At 60.5% G+C, this 16999-nt stretch carries 9 protein-coding genes and 5 pseudogenes; 4 read left to right on the plus strand and 10 right to left on the minus strand.

What is annotated here, in order from left to right; translation table 11 throughout:
* Position 1: 1 nt before the first annotated feature.
* Positions 2 to 169, plus strand: a pseudogene (locus BM222_RS08745) (biotin carboxylase N-terminal domain-containing protein); the annotation flags it as partial.
* Here BM222_RS08745 and BM222_RS08750 read toward each other — a convergent pair.
* Positions 170 to 649: pseudogene (locus BM222_RS08750) on the minus strand (SDR family oxidoreductase); the annotation flags it as partial.
* Positions 650 to 760: 111 nt separating this feature from the next.
* Between BM222_RS08750 and BM222_RS43250 the strand changes: the two are divergent.
* Positions 761 to 1042: an ATP-binding protein gene (locus BM222_RS43250; protein ID WP_092227876.1), complete on the plus strand. Its 282-nt coding sequence runs from the start codon at positions 761 to 763 to the stop codon at positions 1040 to 1042.
* 224 nt (positions 1043 to 1266) lie between these two features.
* Here the strand turns inward: BM222_RS43250 and BM222_RS08760 are convergent, their stop codons facing one another.
* Positions 1267 to 2076, minus strand: a complete 810-nt coding sequence (locus BM222_RS08760) for a LysR family transcriptional regulator (protein ID WP_244547052.1) — start codon at positions 2074 to 2076, stop codon at positions 1267 to 1269.
* Between the two features lie 141 nt (positions 2077 to 2217).
* Here BM222_RS08760 and BM222_RS08765 point away from each other — a divergent pair, with 141 nt between their 5' ends.
* A complete protein-coding gene (locus BM222_RS08765; RefSeq protein WP_092227877.1) occupies positions 2218 to 3426 on the plus strand; it encodes an aspartate transaminase in 1209 nt (402 codons plus the stop codon).
* Positions 3427 to 3447: 21 nt separating this feature from the next.
* On the plus strand, positions 3448 to 4113 hold the full coding sequence (locus BM222_RS08770) for an RraA family protein (RefSeq protein WP_092227878.1): 666 nt from the start codon (positions 3448 to 3450) through the stop codon (positions 4111 to 4113).
* A gap of 220 nt (positions 4114 to 4333) precedes the next feature.
* Here the strand turns inward: BM222_RS08770 and BM222_RS40945 are convergent, their stop codons facing one another.
* From BM222_RS40945 to BM222_RS08795, 8 genes and pseudogenes are all read right to left on the minus strand, one after another.
* Positions 4334 to 4504, minus strand: a complete 171-nt coding sequence (locus BM222_RS40945) for a hypothetical protein (RefSeq protein ID WP_177243092.1) — start codon at positions 4502 to 4504, stop codon at positions 4334 to 4336.
* The gene (locus BM222_RS08775; RefSeq protein WP_092227879.1) at positions 4485 to 4925 is read right to left on the minus strand and encodes an FAD binding domain-containing protein; all 441 of its coding nucleotides are present in this window, start codon (positions 4923 to 4925) and stop codon (positions 4485 to 4487) included. The genes BM222_RS40945 and BM222_RS08775 overlap by 20 nt, the downstream gene beginning before the upstream one ends.
* Before the next feature lie 207 nt (positions 4926 to 5132).
* Positions 5133 to 6703: pseudogene (locus BM222_RS08780) on the minus strand (S10 family peptidase).
* A 285-nt stretch (positions 6704 to 6988) separates the two neighbouring features.
* Positions 6989 to 7114, minus strand: a pseudogene (locus BM222_RS41960) (IS30 family transposase); the annotation flags it as partial.
* A 4-nt stretch (positions 7115 to 7118) separates the two neighbouring features.
* Complete coding sequence (locus tag BM222_RS40950; protein WP_177243077.1) at positions 7119 to 7373, minus strand: hypothetical protein; 255 nt, start codon at positions 7371 to 7373, stop codon at positions 7119 to 7121.
* Positions 7374 to 7775: 402 nt separating this feature from the next.
* Positions 7776 to 15305: a shikimate kinase gene (locus BM222_RS08790; RefSeq protein ID WP_092227975.1), complete on the minus strand. Its 7530-nt coding sequence runs from the start codon at positions 15303 to 15305 to the stop codon at positions 7776 to 7778.
* A gap of 270 nt (positions 15306 to 15575) precedes the next feature.
* Positions 15576 to 15761: pseudogene (locus BM222_RS39890) on the minus strand (IS630 family transposase); the annotation flags it as partial.
* A gap of 147 nt (positions 15762 to 15908) precedes the next feature.
* Positions 15909 to 16709, minus strand: a complete 801-nt coding sequence (locus BM222_RS08795; protein ID WP_092227881.1) for a glycoside hydrolase family 12 protein — start codon at positions 16707 to 16709, stop codon at positions 15909 to 15911.
* Positions 16710 to 16999: the final 290 nt, after the last annotated feature.

Consider the following 16999-nt stretch of genomic DNA (forward strand, 5'->3'; position numbering starts at 1 on the left):
CATGTTTGGATCGGTTCTCATAGCCAACCGGGGAGAGATTGCCCTACGCATCCAGCGGACGTGCCGGCGTCTCGGGCTGCGAACGATCGTGGTCCACTCCGAGGCCGATCGGGAGGCGCCCTATGTGCGACATGCCGACCTCGCTCTGTGCATCAGGCCCGCAGCGGCACCTGAGCTGGCTGGTTAGCATGCTGACAGCCGCCTTGGTCGCGTGATAGCTCGAATTGCCCGCGAAGTTGTAAGCGCCGGCGATCGATGTGATGTTCACCACGTGATCGCGATCGCGCTCCGCCATGCCAGGCACGAGCAGACGACAGAGATGCAGAATCGCACGCAGATTGACGTCGACTAGAAGATCGATGTCCTCCGGATCCGCTTGGAGAAACTTCTTCGGCCGGTCGACTCCCGCGCAGTTAACGAGCACATCCGCCTCGATACCCTGAGCGAGCTTGGTAACAGCCGCAATATCTCTGACGTCGATCGCGTGCGAGATGCAGCCAACGCGACGCGCCAGAGCTCTCAGCGCGTCCGCGCTACGTGCGACCGCATGAACCTTCAGGCCCTCACGCGCAAGGCGCTCGACCACCGCCAAGCCGATACCAGACGAGGCACCGGTAACGAGAGCAGTCCTGTAATCTGAGAATGGCATCGGGCTCCTCACCTTTTCAACACGCTAAACGATCGCGCAACTTCCTCGCCAAGACGGATTAACTTTGGTGGGATAAGGTCTCCTTATGATCACCGGGCCGCTCCGCCGGAGATGAGGGCGGCGGGCGTTCCGTGTGTCCCCGGTCCCGATGCGGCCCTACTTGACGATCTTGATGTCGTGCGCGCGGCCGCACGCGAGATTGGCTATCCCGTGATCCTAAAGGCGGCCGGCGCGCTGGTTGGAGATAGACAATTCCGAACAACGGCGCCGCGACATCCGCCTCTCGCTTCGGCGCGACATCAGCTTCGGGGCGAGTTGACGGCCGCCCGGATGGTGCCACCTTCACCGGCACCCGAACCACACCGTCCGGCTGCACCCGACGAACCAGCCTGAGCGACCAGCCGTTTTCGCTGAATTCCATCTCGTTCAGATCAGACGCAGCCATCGCGTCGATCAGGGTCTTGACCCGGTCCAAATCCATGTTCCACCACCACACGGGATCGTGGCGCTGCACCTGCAACGCCGGGCTCGACGCTAGCGCCATCGATTCCTGCCGACCAAGACGGATTGGCTTTGCCCCTATAAAGGACCGCTATGACGCCTTTTGAGACCGCTCTTCATGCGCAAGGAGGTTTCCCGGCAGAACGGCCACCAGCTCCAGCAGGATTTCTTTGATCGCCTGTGCCGGTTCGGAAAGCGGCAAGTGGTCGGACTGGCACAAGCGGCGCCTCGATCACCGGGTCGATGATGCAGGATTGCCAAGCATCGCAGGACGATGCGACCTGCCGCGCCATCGATTCGGGCAAGATGGTGGCGCCAAGCCCGTCCGAGATTACGGCAGTCAGCGTGCTGGCGGATTCGATTTCCGCAACGACGTTTGGGACCTTGCCGATGGCCGCGAAAGCGTCGTTCACCATCTTGCGGACGACATTGTAGGGGCGCGCCAGGTAAAGGTCGGTGTCAACAAGCATTGCGAGCGGCACTTCGGATGGCGGCGCCACCATGCTGCCGCGGCCGACGAGGTAAAGCGGCTCTCGCAGCAACGGCTGGAATGAGAGGCCGTGGACGGCAGTCTTGCCGCCGTAGAGAACCGCCAGGAGCGGCAGCGCCAGCCCTGCCGCTGCAGTCCCTGGCGCGAGTCCTACCGCTACGGCGCCGGAGATATTCTTTGCGGCCGCGTTCATGTCGGCGCGCGCCTGTTCGCATTGCCGCAGGATGAGCTGGGCGTGGCGATACAGCACTTTTCCGGCCTCGGTCGGCACCACGCCGCTTTTGGTTCGCACGAGAAGCTGCTGACGCACCTCGCCTTCGAGCGTTGCGAGCTGTTGACTGAGCGCCGGCTGCGCCACATGCAACACGTCGGCGGCTTGCGTCAGGCTGCCGACGTCGACGATCTTCACGAAGTACTGCAGTCGCCTGAGATTCACGTCCTCTCCTCAGACTGCCGTCTGCTCCAGCCCGGAGCAGAGCATCCATAAGAAATGCCTATCAGGCCAGATTGAACTCGTGTTGGCCAGTGCCGGGCTCAATCTCTAGCGTCGCACCTCGCTTAGCCAGGGTCAATCACTATGAACCATCCTCGTATTTCCGCACGGGTGAGGCGCATCAAGCCCTCGCCCAGCTCGGCGGCAGCCGATCGGGCAACGGCGCTGAAGCGGGAGGGCCGGAACATCGTCAGCCTCGTCGTCGGCGAGCCGGACTTCGATACGCCGGCGAACATTCGCGCCGCGGCCTCAAAGGCGATGGACAAGGGCGCCACCCGCTACACGATGCTGCCTGGATCCATCGATCTGCGCGAGGCGATTGCAGCCAAACTGAAGCGCGAGAACAACCTCGTCTACGCACCTTCCGACATCATCGTCACCAACGGTTGCAAGAGCGGCATCTATAGCGCGCTGGAGGCGACGGTTGAGGCCGGCGACGAGGTGATCATCCCGGCTCCCTACTGGGTCTCGTACCCCGACATGGTAATCGCCTGCGAGGGCGTTCCGAAGATCCTCGAATGCCCGGAGAGCCAGGGCTTCAAGATCTCGCCAAGACAGCTTGAAGCCGCGATCACGGACAAGACGCGATGGCTAATCATCAACTCACCGTCGAATCCGACGGGCGCGAGCTACTCGGCGGCGGAATATCGCAAGCTTGCCGACATTCTTGGACGGCATCCCCACGTGCTGGTTATGACCGATGACATTTATGAACACATCCGCTTCGATGGCCGCGCAACGCCGCACCTGCTGAACGCTGCCCCCGAACTGGCGGACCGCGTGCTTGCGGTCAACGGCGTCTCGAAGACCTACGCGATGACCGGCTGGCGGATCGGCTGGATCGCCGGCCCCTCCGATCTGATTGGTGCGCTGAACACGCTGCTGTCACAGGCCGCCGGCAACGCCTGCTCGATCAGTCAGGCCGCCGCGGTCGAAGCGCTCAACGGCGACCAGAGCTTCGTTACCGAAAGCGTCGCGATCTACCGCACCCGCCGCGATCGCATGCTGACGCGCATCAACCAGATCGAGGGCTTGAGCTGCCTCCCGCCCGACGGAGCGTTCTATCTTTACGTCAATTGCGCCGGGTTGATCGGTCGAAAAACTCCATCCGGTGCGCACCTCGGAACTGACGGCGATGTCGCGATGTACCTGCTCGAAAGCGTTGGCGTCGCCGTGGTTCAAGGTAGCGCCTACGGCCTGTCGCCGTACTTCCGCCTCTCGATCGCCACGTCGCTCGATGTGCTCGACGACGGCATCAATCGAATCGCTCACGCTGTCTCCGAACTCCGCTAGCAGCCCGATCGGAAGCACCTGATGTCAAACACCGGCATCGAAAAGAATCCCTCGGCTCCGCAAGCGGATCCCGCGGTGATCGCAAAATTGCGGACTATCGCAGTTGCTCTGCTCAGCGACCAGCTGCACCGCAATTGCGGCAGCATTGGGCTAATCCCCTATCACTCGCCGGCGCCGATGGTGGGCACTGCGGTGACCGTGAAGACGCGCGGCGGCGACAACCTCGCCATTCTTCGTGCCTACGACTTCTGCCGCCCCGGCGACGTGATGGTCGTCGATGCTGGCGGTGACGTCTCCAACGCACTGGTCGGTGGCATCATGACGCTCGGAGCAGCCTCGCTCGGGCTCGCCGGCATGGTGCTCGATGGCGCCATTCGCGACGTCGCGGAGATTCGTCAGCGCACTTTCCCTGTGTACGCGCGCGGTGTCACCCATCGCGGCCCCTACAAGGATGGTCCTGGCGGGATCAATGTCCCGATCACCGTCGGCGGCATGCCCGTGAACGCGGGTGATATCGTCGTCGGCGATCAGGACGGCCTGCTCGCATTTCCGCGGTCCGTGGCTGCATCGGTCATCGAGAAAGCATTGGCGCAGGAGCAAAAAGAACAAGGCACCATCGATGCAATCCGCGAGGGTCGATGGGACCGCGCCTTCGTCGATGCGCTCGAGGCGCGTTGCGCGAACTGAGCACTACGCGCTATTGCACGCTCCCGAGCGGCGTCACTTGGCGCCGTTGCCTTGAGGGCCGATCGCATTGCCAGTCAGCACCAGCCGCGCTCGGAAACGCCGACCATTCTTGACCTCCCGGTGCACACATCGTGAACACGCGGCCGCCTAACTGGGTGAAAGATTTTGATTGGACCGCAGCCGCATTCGTGGATCGCATCCACTGATTGCCGGTCAGGCTTTACTCACACGACGAACGGCTGAGCTGTCGCGCGATGCGTCCCTTCACCGGACTTTGTTGGTTGTCCGCTTCAAAAATACCGTTTGAAAAATCAGCCGGGATCTGCAGCGCTCTCTCGAGCACGGCGGGATAATTGCCACTGTCGTAGAGATTACCGGTGGGGATGGTCACGCTGGGTGTGCCAGTCCACAAGCTCAACATTGTGCCCACAATCGCTGGCGGTAGCGGCCGCGGGATCTGCGATGCAAATGTTGCCACCAAGCGTCCCGCGATTGCGGATTGTGTGATGTGCCACGCTCTGATAGGCGAGAATGAGCATCGGGCAAACCAGTGCGGAGGGGGCCGCCCCTATGACGGCGTTGTGGGTCACCAGCGCGCCGATCCGAAGAATCCCATCTTCAAATCGGACATACCTCAGATCGGGGACATTCCCGACGTCAACGAGCAGATCCGGCGTCGCCAGCCCCAAGTTCATCATCGGAATTAGACTTTGTCCGCCGGCCAGCCCGCGCCCCGTCTCCATGCTGGCAAGCGCCGCGATCGCATCCTCGATGGAACTAGCACGATGGTATTCGAAGGGCCGCGGCTTCATTCGGATCCTCTAGGCGATCTATCAATGAATCCTTTTCTCATCCTCAAGAGTCCGACCAATTGCCGGAGCGGCTTCGCCCGCTTCCTGTCGTGCATCAAGCAAGGTACCGGCGCCGTGAACAACATTACGATGGACGACAGCCCTAGTCGACGAGCGCAGTGGCATTGTCGCCTCGGCAGCTCGCCTTCCGCTTGATGAAACACAAGCCTACTTCATCATTGCTTCGACCTCTGCGCGAAATGCCTGCCGCGAGGCGTCGCGTGAATAGAACATGTGGCCGCCCGAATAGGTCACGAGTTTGACGCGATCCACCGCCGAGGCGAAGGGCGGCAATTGGTCGAGCGCCAACTTCGAGCCGAAATAGGGCGTGACAAAATCGAATAGGCCGTGTCCGACTAGGACGTTCATTTTCGGGTCAGTCGCAAGCATCTGGCGCAGCTCTGAAAGCGATTCCGGGGGCTACCATTGCCAAAATTCCAGGCCGGCCTGACGCCGCGGTTGAGCAATTCATAAGAGCCGTCCGGCCGCCAGTTAAGCTTGCGCGTCAAGACATTAACGGCGGCACTCGCCAGCGGCGCAGCCACAGCATCCCCCGAGGGATCGCCGAAGCGGTGGCGATCGGAGTCTGGATAGGGATCGAGGCCGCGCGCGGAGGCGTCATAGCCGCCAATCACCTTACCGCTCTTGCGATCTAACTTGCGGCGGAATTCGCCGACGCCAAAGCGCCCGGCCAGCCGTCGGCTTACGGCCTGGTCGATGCCGGTCAAGGCGGCGACTTTCTGGGCTAGACTATTGGTGGAGTCCCTGTCTGCCTGCCCTTTGACGAGGTCAGCCAAGAATTCACCACGCGCGTAGGCTTCGACATCTGCGAGATCGGCGCGTGTGATCGCTCCCCTGCGTTCGCCCTTGGCTTCGCGGGCCACGGGGACATAGCTTGGCAGCGTCGCGACATATTGCAGAAGGCTCGTGCCTGCGACGCGGTAGTCGAACAGCGGCGAGACCAAGATCAGGCCCTTCACGCCGACGCCCTGCTGAATCTGCAGATTGCGCACTACCTTGGGTCCGCGAATGCCGCCATAGCTTTCCCCCGCGACATATTTCGGCGAGGAGAGCCGCTCGTGCTTTTCGAGCCAGCGGCGGATCACAAGCGCGATCGAACCGGCGTCGCCATCGACCGAATAGAACTGCTTGCGTACATTCTCGCCAGTCGCCACGAAACGGCTATACCCGGTGCTGACGGGATCTATGAACACGAGGTCGGTAAAATTGAGCCAGGTCTCGGCGTTGGGCCTGACCTCCGGCGAGGCCGACGGCGTGACGGTCTCCGCATCGATTGGCAGCCGCCAGGGCCCAGCACTGCCGAACTGCAGCCAAGCGGAGGATGAGCCGGGGCCACCATTGAAGAGAAACGTCACAGGACGCGTGGCCCGATCTGTCCCGTCGAGCTGATAGGATGTGTAGGCGATATCGGCCTGCGGCTCGCCTTTGTCGTCTAACACGCAGATCGAGCCCGCAGTCGCGACGAAATGAAGCGTTCGGCTCAGTAGCTCCAGCGTCTGTTTAGTGATGGAATCCCGCGGCAGGCGATGCTGATCGGCGATCGCTGGCGAACTCGGCGTGCTGCCGCTGCGCGCCCCTAGCTCGCCCTTCGGGCCGACCGGCATCGGGGAGCCAAGGCGCGGCCGTAAATCGTCGGCCCGGGCGCTGCCCATTACGGCGCAGGCAAAGAGGACTAGCCCAAGAGAGGCGCGGCGCAGCGCGATCAAGTTGAACTGCATTGAGTTTCTCCCGGTCCGGCCGCACCTTGCTCGTCACCCAAAAAGCAACTGGTGCGGGCCGGAGTCGAGTTGCCATTGCGTTGCGGCAAATCCGGTCTCGCACAACTATGTTGCACAATGAGTGTTTCCCAAGCGGCTTTAGTCACTTAGCTGAAAACCGGGAACAACAGACCTACTAAGGCCAGTAGTCTCTATTGTTGGGCAACGCGTCGGCGGATTCGCCTGGCCTCGTGTTCAGTATTCACATTTACCCATCAGATCGAAAGGGCGGCACGGCGGATGAGCGCTGTTGATGCTCAGGTCTGTACCTTTCGGGAAGTACTGCCGCAACAAAACGTTGGTGTTCTCGCTAGTGCCACGCTGCCAAGGCGTTTGCGGGTCGCAGAAGCAGACTTGGATACCCGTCCGGCGCTCTTCATGCCAGACGAGAGAAAATCTCAGCAAGTTCGAGCCCGTTCCCCGCCGCGAATGAAATCGCTGCCGAGAACAGCTGAAAGACACAGGCTAAGGCGATCGTCGACGGCCTATTCAAGGCGATCGCCATCGCAGCTTCGAAGAAGCTGACCTTCACGCCAGCCAAAGCAATCGAGAACGTTCTCAACGGATGAGCGGAGCCGTTACACGGAGTGCCGTAAATTGCTAGACGATAGAGCCTACGCCCCTCATCCATTGCCCGCCACGATCGTCCCCGTCGAGCGCCAACGCAGAAATGCGATCGGTGACGGGATGCATAGAAAAGACAGAAAACGGGGTAGTTCAAGAAGTATTCAGCCGTTGTGGGGAGCCAGCGTTGAGTAGAGAAGATACAATCCCCATTGAGGTCTCCTGAAGATCATTCGCTGCCAGCAGATGACTTTGCGTGGCCCAACCAGCTCTGCGCCTCATCGGCCACGATATCGTCACCTGGCAAATCCGTGGCCCCGTCGGGCATCGGCCAGGGCTCCCGGGTACAAACTCAGATTTGAAATGTTTGACATCACAAGTCGTGTGGTGTCGACTGAAAATCGAGCACAAATCCAGCACTGCGATGGATGTTTGACCGGGGAGCCATAGCAGTCGTTAGTGACGTGGGTCATGGCATCTGCTCCTGCGCAACCGAAGCTCGCGTCCTCAGGGCGCTTGAGGCGGCGGGCTCCTCCTTAACCGAGCCAGATTGCCCAGCGTCTAGCCCGCCACCGGCGCAGAGATAACCGTGCAGCTCGCCAAGACAAGCATCCGCGCTTTTGAGTTCCCGCCGGTCCTGTGGGGCAATCGTGAGATTGGCGAGCTTATACACAGGATTGCGCTGCTCCATCAGCTTTGTGATCATCTCGTCCCGGTCTGCGGTTTGTATTTTCGGACGGTTGGTGTCGTGTCGCAGGTTGCGCCTGATCACGTCCTCGTTGGTATTAAGCCAGATCGAGACCGCCTTCTCGCCGACACGACGCCGGACTTCTTCGGTCATGAAGGCTCCGCCCCCGGTTGCGAGCACAAGCGGCCCCCGATCGAGCAGCCGGCTGATCTCATTCGCCTCGAGATTCCTGAAATGCGCCTCGCCGTCCTCCGCGAAAATCCTGGTTATGGACTTGCCAGTCTTCGCCTCGATCTCTTTATCGGAGTCGACGAACGTCAGGCCCAGCTGCTTTGCGAGTTCAGGTCCCACAGTGGATTTTCCGGCCCCCATCATGCCAACGAGCACGATCGGGCGGTTGTGGAGGGCGCCAACAATCTCTGTTGCGCGTGCCGACCGCGCTGCGCGTGTCGGCCGGGCCACGTTCGACACACGAGCAGAGCTAGCGCCAACGCTGTTGCGGGCTTCGGCTTCCCAATGGGGGATCTCTGTGGCACCCTCGGGGATAACAACCTTGTTGCACGCCCGTCGCACGCGCTCCAGGAGTTGCTCGGCTATAGACTCATCCGCGGGCTCTTCGCGCCCTCGCTGCAGCCGTCTTAGCTTCTGCAGCTCCTTGTACGTCTCATGATTGTCGAGCTTGGCCTTGTAGCTGTCTGCCGTGTGAAACTCGAGCTCAAAACGGTAACCGCCAGGCGTGGCGAGCACTGTCTTAATGCCAGCGAAGGTCCGCGATCGCGTCCTGAACCAGTTAGTCGTGCTGACGTCGCTATACCCGCTCTCGCCGAACGCTAGAATGGCTTTCTTGAAGGCACGTGTAAAATCCCTGTCAGAGAATTCGAAGACGTGCCGTACAGCGTTATTGAAAAGCTGGACACCGGTCTCAGAGCTGGCCTGGATTCCGGTGAGCTCGTCTGTCATTGAGCTTGTCGATCTAAGACGCTTAGCCAAATGGGGCATCTTCACCTCGATGCCGGCTCCCTTAAGGGCTTCGGCAACCGACATTGCCATCCGGGTGATATCCTTCTCTTCGGCTTGAGCGCGGGAAGTCTCCATTTGGGCGCGCTGTGCCGCCTCCTCGCGAGTCAACGTGATTGTGGTGGCGACATCTTCGGCAGCAAGCGTTAGGGTCGAGGGTTCGTGCAGAATCCCCCGCTCGGCAGCAAGCTTGATCGCGGCTTGCATGACCGAAGCCGCCAGCGTCGGATTGTCCTTGAGATCCTCCAATGCCGCATCGACATCGAAACGACCTTGGTTGAGGGTCGCCGCCAAGCTCTTGGTGTATGGAGCCGATTTCAACCCGGGTGTCTGTTGCAGCAGGCGCTGAAGCTGCCTGCTCTTGATCATAAAGGCGTAAGCGCCAGTATCGGATTTGTACGCGTCAGTTCCGACCTTGATGCCGATGCTCAGCAGGTTTTTTGCACTTTGCACGAGATCGTGCGGCATGTAACCATCCGGTCGGGGGGCGATGCGCGTAGGATAACGATCGACCAGAAGCTGGACGCGGTCCCGTGGGTGAGACGTTGCCGGATAGGTCTCGGCTAGCGGCGGAAACAGCTCGCAAAGCTCTTGGCTCATTGCGAGCTGTCTCTCACTCCCAGTGGCGACTGTTGCGGGCAGGAGTTCGGGCGAAACTTGCTCGTCGAGACCAGCCGCCCAAGCCTCGAGTTCGGTGAGAAGCAACTCGGCCGTCTCGCGCGCGACGGGATGGTGTGCCAGCTCGATATCGTGCCGCGCCTTCTCGAGCTTGTCCCTGACGTCATGAGCACTAACCTGTTCCTGCTCCAGCAGGCCGCGGATGTCTCGCTTGAGCTCTCGGTCAATGCCTTCGTACGTGCCGAATATGGCACGTTCGGCAAACCACTGCCGGGCTTCATGTGATTGAGCCAGAAAACCTCGCTGCAGGCCGGTATAGGTTTCCAGAACGTTCCGCGTTGCGGCGAGAATCTGGCTGGCGCGACCGAAATTATAGCGACCGCCCTCAATCGCCGGGGTATGGGATTTTGGTGGCTTGAGCGAGCGGAGGCCTCGAGCTTGCTCCTCTTGGTCGAATTGCCTGACATGCTCGTAGAGCTGCGGCCGGTCGGCAATGATAATGGCCGTATCGCCATCGAAGTCGCCGTCGAGTTTTTTCTGCTCATCAGGCGGGATGGCAACCAGGGACCCCGGAGCGAAGATCTCAGTGGCCTGCAGGATCCCGATACAATCGAGCGCGCTGTCCGCGGTTACGCGGTCCTTGCCCTTGATCCAGCTCGAATGGCACTTGACGTCCTCGGCGGACATCACCAAGCCACGGTCGGCGAAGTCGGCCGGCCACATTTCATCAGGCACCACGATCAGAAGCCCCTTGGCAAAGAAAGTCGGATCATCGACTGCCAGCTCCTCCCCCGACTTCTGCGCGACGTTGAAGCTGTATTGTATGGTCACGCACTGATCGAGAAACGCCGCAGTCGGGTCCCCATCCGCGGCTGACCTGACCCGATCGGGGGCGAACGGGCGGAGGTTGGGCTTGTCGTAGGGCGATCGCCCGATCAGCACGCCGCCACCGGTCAATGTTTCGCTCTTGAGCCTCGGCACATGAAGACAGCAATCACCGGATGGGATGGCCACGGCGCCGGGACCATTGATGTTCGCGGCTGTTACGACGCGAAAAAGCTCCTCCGGCGTCAGTTCTTGCTTTACCCGGCTTTCAAGCCAGCTCATCGCCTTCTGTCGGGCCTCATCCGCTACTTGCTCGCTGCGCGGATAATGTTGCAAGGCCAACGCTGGCAAGGATGCTCTCGTTCCCTCGGCAAAGGCATGCACACGGTCAGGACCTTCCCGCTCGCCGGCCCGGCGAACAGCTGGCATAAGCGTGGCCAGCGAGGCGCGGATGAAGCCGCAGCCGTCGTGCGGTCGCAATGCAATGGGTCCCGCCGGCCCCCTCAGCTGGAAGGGATGCTCCTCGTTGGCAGGGCGGTCCGGCAGCAGCACCAGTTTGAAGGCGCCTTCCAGCGCGGAGTCGTGGGGTGACAGACCTTTGATCGCCGGAGGCGCCGCGAAGCCTCTGCGCTGAGTATAATAATAGGCCTCTTTGAAAGGGGCCCACGCCCGCGACAGTTGCTCGAATGCTGTACCCGGCGCGGTTTCGGCATAGGGAATCGCCAGCAGCTTTCCCGCCAAAGGCTTCGCTTGCTCGTCTGGAGCGCGGCTCGCAATTTGAGACACAGTCAATCGCGGCGGCTTTAACCTGCTGCCTCCGAACAGGTCCATCCGGTATGGGATACCGTTTACATTTATCGTACGCGCAAGCATGAAGGCGCTCGGGGGTGCCGGCAGTTGTACCGCGACGACGGGCAGGACCCCCGAAGTCATGCGATGGAAAATCGAGTACCGCGTCTCCGGCTCCGTGGCCAACGGCCGCCCATGCATGTCCACGACTGGCAACTGCATCTTTCCCGCCTCACCCTGCGGCGACCTCGGGGCGTGGTCCATGGCTCGCAATACCTGATGCATGTCGAACACCGACGGAGGATGTTGCGCCTGGATCGTCGCCGGATCCTGCTCCATGAACAAGTCCAGCGCATCCACTGGACTGTCCGCCTCGATCTGCGCAATCAGATTCCAGCTCATGCTGGACAGATCGCCTTGAATCAGCTCGCGAGCGCCAGCCAGGATCTCTCTCGTGCCGCGCTGCAGCTCTTTCTGCCTGGCCCGTAAATTTGCCCCGTTGCCCTCGACATAGGGTGACCTGAACAATCTCTCCAGCGCCGCACGGGCCTTGAGCGTCTGATAGATCGATAAAGCGGGCCTCCGGCTCGCAAGGGGCCCACGGCTCCGCTCCGCATCACCCGCGTTCAGATGCGCCTTGATCTTTTGCTCGAGCAAGGGCTGAAGATCGTTGAGCACGTTGAGGGCCTGCCTGCGGTGCCAGCGCAGTGGCTTCTCTAGGCCGCGCGCCAGCGGCAGCAGAGCAGCACTCAGATTACCCATGGTTTCTAGGTTGTTCTCGGAGGAAAAACCAGGAGCTGAACGCAATTCAGAGAGCCGACTCAAGCCTGTCGGCGCGAGCAAACCGAGATCATCGAATAGGCCAGCCTTACCCAGCGCCTTGAAAATGTTCGTGATGCTCAGAACCTCAGCCTTCAACAGGCGATCACTATCATAGTGCAGGTAGTGGGCGAGCTTGTGCAACCGACCCTTCGGCAGAGCGGCATCCGTAATCTCCCCACTCTCCTCCGCCCTCATGATCGTTCGGGACAGAGCATTGGCGAGCATAGCCAGCTCAGGCGTGGTGAACACACCAAATCGCTGCGCTCCAGCCCCCAATTCGCGCGCGATGTCCATGGTGGACTGACAGCATATCGGCTCCTCAGGCCACTTGCTGAAGCCGTTCAGAAGGTTCGCCACTGCCTGCGGGGGGAAATTAGAGAGCTGATGCTGACGGGTTTCCCCGGCGATTGCCATCGTGGCTTTGAGACAATCCTCACTCTCCGGCCATTTGCCGAAGCCGTGTACGAGGTTCGCCAACCCCTGCGCAGTAAAATCAGACAGCCGGACATCGCGGCGAAGGACCTCGCCCGCAATGGCAAACGCAGCCTTGCGACAGTCCGGCGCCTCCGGCCACTTGCCGAAGCCGTTCACCAGGTTTGCCAATCCCTGCGGGGTAAAATCAGAGAGTTCGGCGCGGCGAAAGACCTCATGCGCGATCGCACACGTCGCGCCGCGACAGTCCGGCGCGTCCGGCCATTTGCTGAACCCGTTCACTAGGTTTGCCAGTGCCTGCGGGGCAAAATCGGAGAGTTCGGCGCGAACTACCTCACGCGCGATCGCAAAAGTGGCCTCGGGACAGTCCGGCGCGTCCGGCCATTTGCTGAAACCGTTCACCAGATTCGACAAGTGCTGGTGGCTAAAATGCCGGACACCGCGACGAAGGACCTCACCCGCGATCGCAACCGTGGCGCCGCGGCAGGCCGGCGCATTCGGCCATTTGCTGAAGGCGTTCACCAGGTGCGCACAGTCCCGACGATTGAAACCAAAGAGTGCGAACTCACCGCGCGCGCCGCGGCGAACGACCTCACCCGCGATTGCAACCGTAGCGTCGCCACAGTCCGGCGCGTCAGGCCACTTGCTGAAGCCGTTCGCTAGGTTCGCCAGTTCCTGCGGAGTAAAATGAGAGAGCCGGGCGCCGCGGCGAAGGACCTCATGCGCGATCGCAAACGTGGCCTCGCGACAGTCCCGCGCGTCCGGCCACTTGCTGAAACCGTTCACCAGATTAGCGAGGTGCTGTTGGGAAAAATGAGAGAGTTCGGCACGGCAAAGGACCTCACCCGCGATCGCAAACGTCGCCTCCCGACAGTCCGGCGAGTCCGGCCACTTGCTGAAGCCGTTCACGAGGTTTCCCAGCTCCTGCGGAGTAAAATGCGAGAGCCGCTCGCCGCGCCGAAGGACCTCGCCCGCGATCGCAACCGTGGCGCCGCGACAGTCCGGCGCATCCGCCCACTTGCTGAGCCCGTTCACCAGGTTAGCCAGTTCCTGGTAGGTGAATTCAGAGAGCCGGACATGGCGGTCGCGGCGAAGGATCTCACCCGCGATCGCAAACGTGGCGTCGCGCGTATCCGCCTCGTCCGGCCACTTGCTAAAGCCGTTCACCAGGTTGGCCACTTGCTGGTGAGTGAGTTTAGAGAGCGAGGCATAACGGTCGCGGCGAAGGACCTCACCCGCGATCGCAAGCGTAGCGTTATGACAGTCCCGCGCGTCCGGCCATTTGCTGAAGCCGTTCACAAGCATCGCCAAGTGCTGGCTCTCAAAATGCCGGGCACCGCGGCGCAGGACCTCGCCCGCGATCGCAAACGTCGCATCGCGCGAGTCCGGCGCGTCCGACCACTTGATGAAACCGTTCACCAGACTTGCCAGTTCCTGCGGTTTAAAATGGAAGAGCTCGTGGAGGCGAAGGACCTCACCCGCGATCGCAAGCGTAGCGTCACGACAGTCCCGCGCGTCCGGCCATTTGCTGAAGCCGTTCACCAGGTTAGCCAGATTCTGGTGATTGAACTCCGAGAGCCGAGCACGGCGGTCGCGGCGGAGCACCTCACTCGCGATCGCCAACGTGGCCTCGCGCGAGTCCGCCTCGTCCGGCCACTTGCTGAAGCCACTTACCAGATTCGCCAGTGTCTGCGGCTCAAAACCGGACAGAGCGAACTCACGGCGGCGAAGAACCTCAGACGCGACCGCAAACGTGCCGTCGCGACAGTCTGGCGCGTCCGGCCATTTGCTGAACCCGTTCACAAGCATCGCCAAATGTTTCTGCTCAAAATCAGAGAGCTCGCTGTTGCGGCCGGCACGACGGACAACGCGAGCGATAGCTTCCGTGCCCTCACGAGTTCCCGCCTCCTGCGTCCACTTGCTGAAACCGTTCACCAGCAGCGCGAGATTTTGGCTATTCGCCGCGACAAGTACGTTGGGTTCATCGCGACAAAACTCGGCAATTCTGATGACTCCATTGCGGCATGTCTTCGACTGCTGTTGCCGGCCGAATGATGTCGCGAACAGCGCAAGAGCAGCGGGCTTAAGTTCGCGCAGTAACGTATTGGAAAGCTGCGACACCCGAGATGCCACCGCCTTGCAAGCTTCAAGGCCTTCCTGACCGCCGGCCTCGCGAGTCACAGCGTTGCATGCCGTGGCATGACCGAAGGATTCCCTGCGCCGGATATCGTCCTCGAAGTGGGCGACAAATTGGCTTCTGAACTGGGCGGCAGCCTTTTGTATAAAGGCCGCATGGATCTTCTTGTCCACCCGCTGCAGCCGCTTGTCGTTTTCCACCACTGCACGTGAGAATTCGGCAATGTCGCGAGCGAAATAAATGGCGTCCAGAGCGGCGTTACATTGCTGTTCTGAAATCGCAGCTTGCGTGCCCTGCGGGGCGACATAATCCAGACGCCGCCGCTTTGGCCCTGCCTCCAGGTCCGATATAGATTGCCCGTGCGAGGAAGAGGCACCTCGTGAACTCCTGGGCTGTTCGGCACGGCGGCTCTCGGCACCTGAACGCGACGAACTTTCTTCCCAATTTGGCGCGCCGCGAGGCGCCAAATACCGCAAAGCTGGCTCGTCGACATGCGTATTTACGGAAGGATCGGTTGACGTGCGGCGTCGGGCATCGCTGGCCGAAGTCGGCCTTCCGGCCGAGCCCGCAGCCAGGTCCTGATTTTCAGGGCGCAATTTCTGCAAGACAGAACTGAACTCGGAGCGATCGTTTCCGCCGCCAAGATCTGCTTCAGGACTGGACCAGTCCATCTCTGATCCGCCGGCTCCCTTCGCTCTCCAGTCGGGTCTCGTCAAAATCAATCTCCCATGCGAGCTAGAATGCGCCGATTACGATGGTGGCATAGAGGCCCGTGGCGACGGCCTCAAAGACTATTGTTTCAGAGCGGAGCTCCTTCGCCGCGTCGACAGGACCGCACTCGCCACAAACCTGACGTGCGAGTCAGCTTTGTACGATTGTACGCTGCAATGCCGGAATATGCCCCGCACCTGACGTAAATCTGACTAGATAGTCACGCGACTCTAAAGTTCGTCACATAAAGTCTGGTGGGCTTTGTGGCAGAAGCGTTTGACGAAAGCCAAAATCTGGTCAGCAGACTTGGTCCACTTGAAGGGCTTCGGATTTTTGTTGTGCAGGTCGATGAAGGTACGGACGTCGGCCTCGAGTTGTCTGACTGAGGTGTGCACACCTCGCTGGATTTGCCGCCGCCCGCGGCGTGGACGAAGGCGTGGAGGAGCTGAATCAATCGCCGTTTTCTGGAACGCAGTGAGCCGCAGAGCCGCTGGCAAAAGATCGGTGCGCTGCACTCGTGCGACACCTAATGTCTTTCGGATGATCTCACCGCCTGCGGATCTTTACTTTGACGCCACGCTCCAGTTGTTGAAATTGAAGTTCATTCCCCCTGGGGACGAGGTGACCTCGACTCCGTATTGAACGCTACCGACGTTGATGTCGCCGAAGTAGCCCTTCGACTTGATCCACTGCAGGATGCTCTTGATGTCCACTGTCCCGCTGTTGGTCTTTGACGTGCACAGGAGTGAGATGACCTTATGACCGTTAAAGCCTTCAAACACGTTCCAGGTAGCTCCGCCCACGTTGACATTGGTGTAGACCGGAATCGCCGCCCCAGATGGATCCTGCCGATAATGAAAAGAAATTGGTTTGACGTTACCGCTGCCGTCGGGATTTCCGGTGTAATTGGTCCAGAGCATTATCTCATGCTGGTTTGAGCTGTCCCAAATATCGTAGGCGACGTCCCAGGCGCCCTGAGCAGGAACATCCTGATTAAAGCTTGACTGGAGAGCGTTGATTGAACTGAGCGGTTTCCCGATGTTGAAAGCCTCGTGCGGATAGCTCTTGATGCCAGCAGTATTAGGCTGGTCTGACCACACGCTCCACTGGTTGACTGCACGCACAGAAATCGTCTGAGGCCCAGCGCCAGCGCCCCACACGTCGTTGTTCCAAGAGTAGCCCGCACGTGAGAAGTTCCCGTACGGATCGCTCGAACTCCAGATCGGAGCCTTTGCCGGTACAGGCGCCGCAGACAATGATCTGGCTTCATTCAATGCCTGCCTAAATAGATCATGATCCTCCCGTCTAGAGACGTAGGCCTCGGACTCTGGCGAACCGCCACCGTTTATTCGATTCGAATCCATTATGCTCTCCCTGCGAGTAGCAAAGCGTCTTGCCAATCCGCCGAGCGGGTACGTTGGGTTCGACCAGTTCAGTCATGGGCGAGATCGGCATCTAGAGACCGAATGGTACGAAGGTTACCTTTCGAGAAGCTGATTGCTCCTCCGGCACACAGGTTGATTCGCTGAAATTTGCGTGATTTGGTTGAGGGCGTTAGACGGAACGCGCGCCATTTTTGCGCGGGTCCGGTTCTGAACAACCATTTGACAGCGGACTACCGTCGTTATCTGCAGAACAGAAGCAAGTATCGCTT

Source organism: Bradyrhizobium sp. Gha (genome assembly GCF_900113735.1).
Lineage (GTDB): Bacteria > Pseudomonadota > Alphaproteobacteria > Rhizobiales > Xanthobacteraceae > Bradyrhizobium.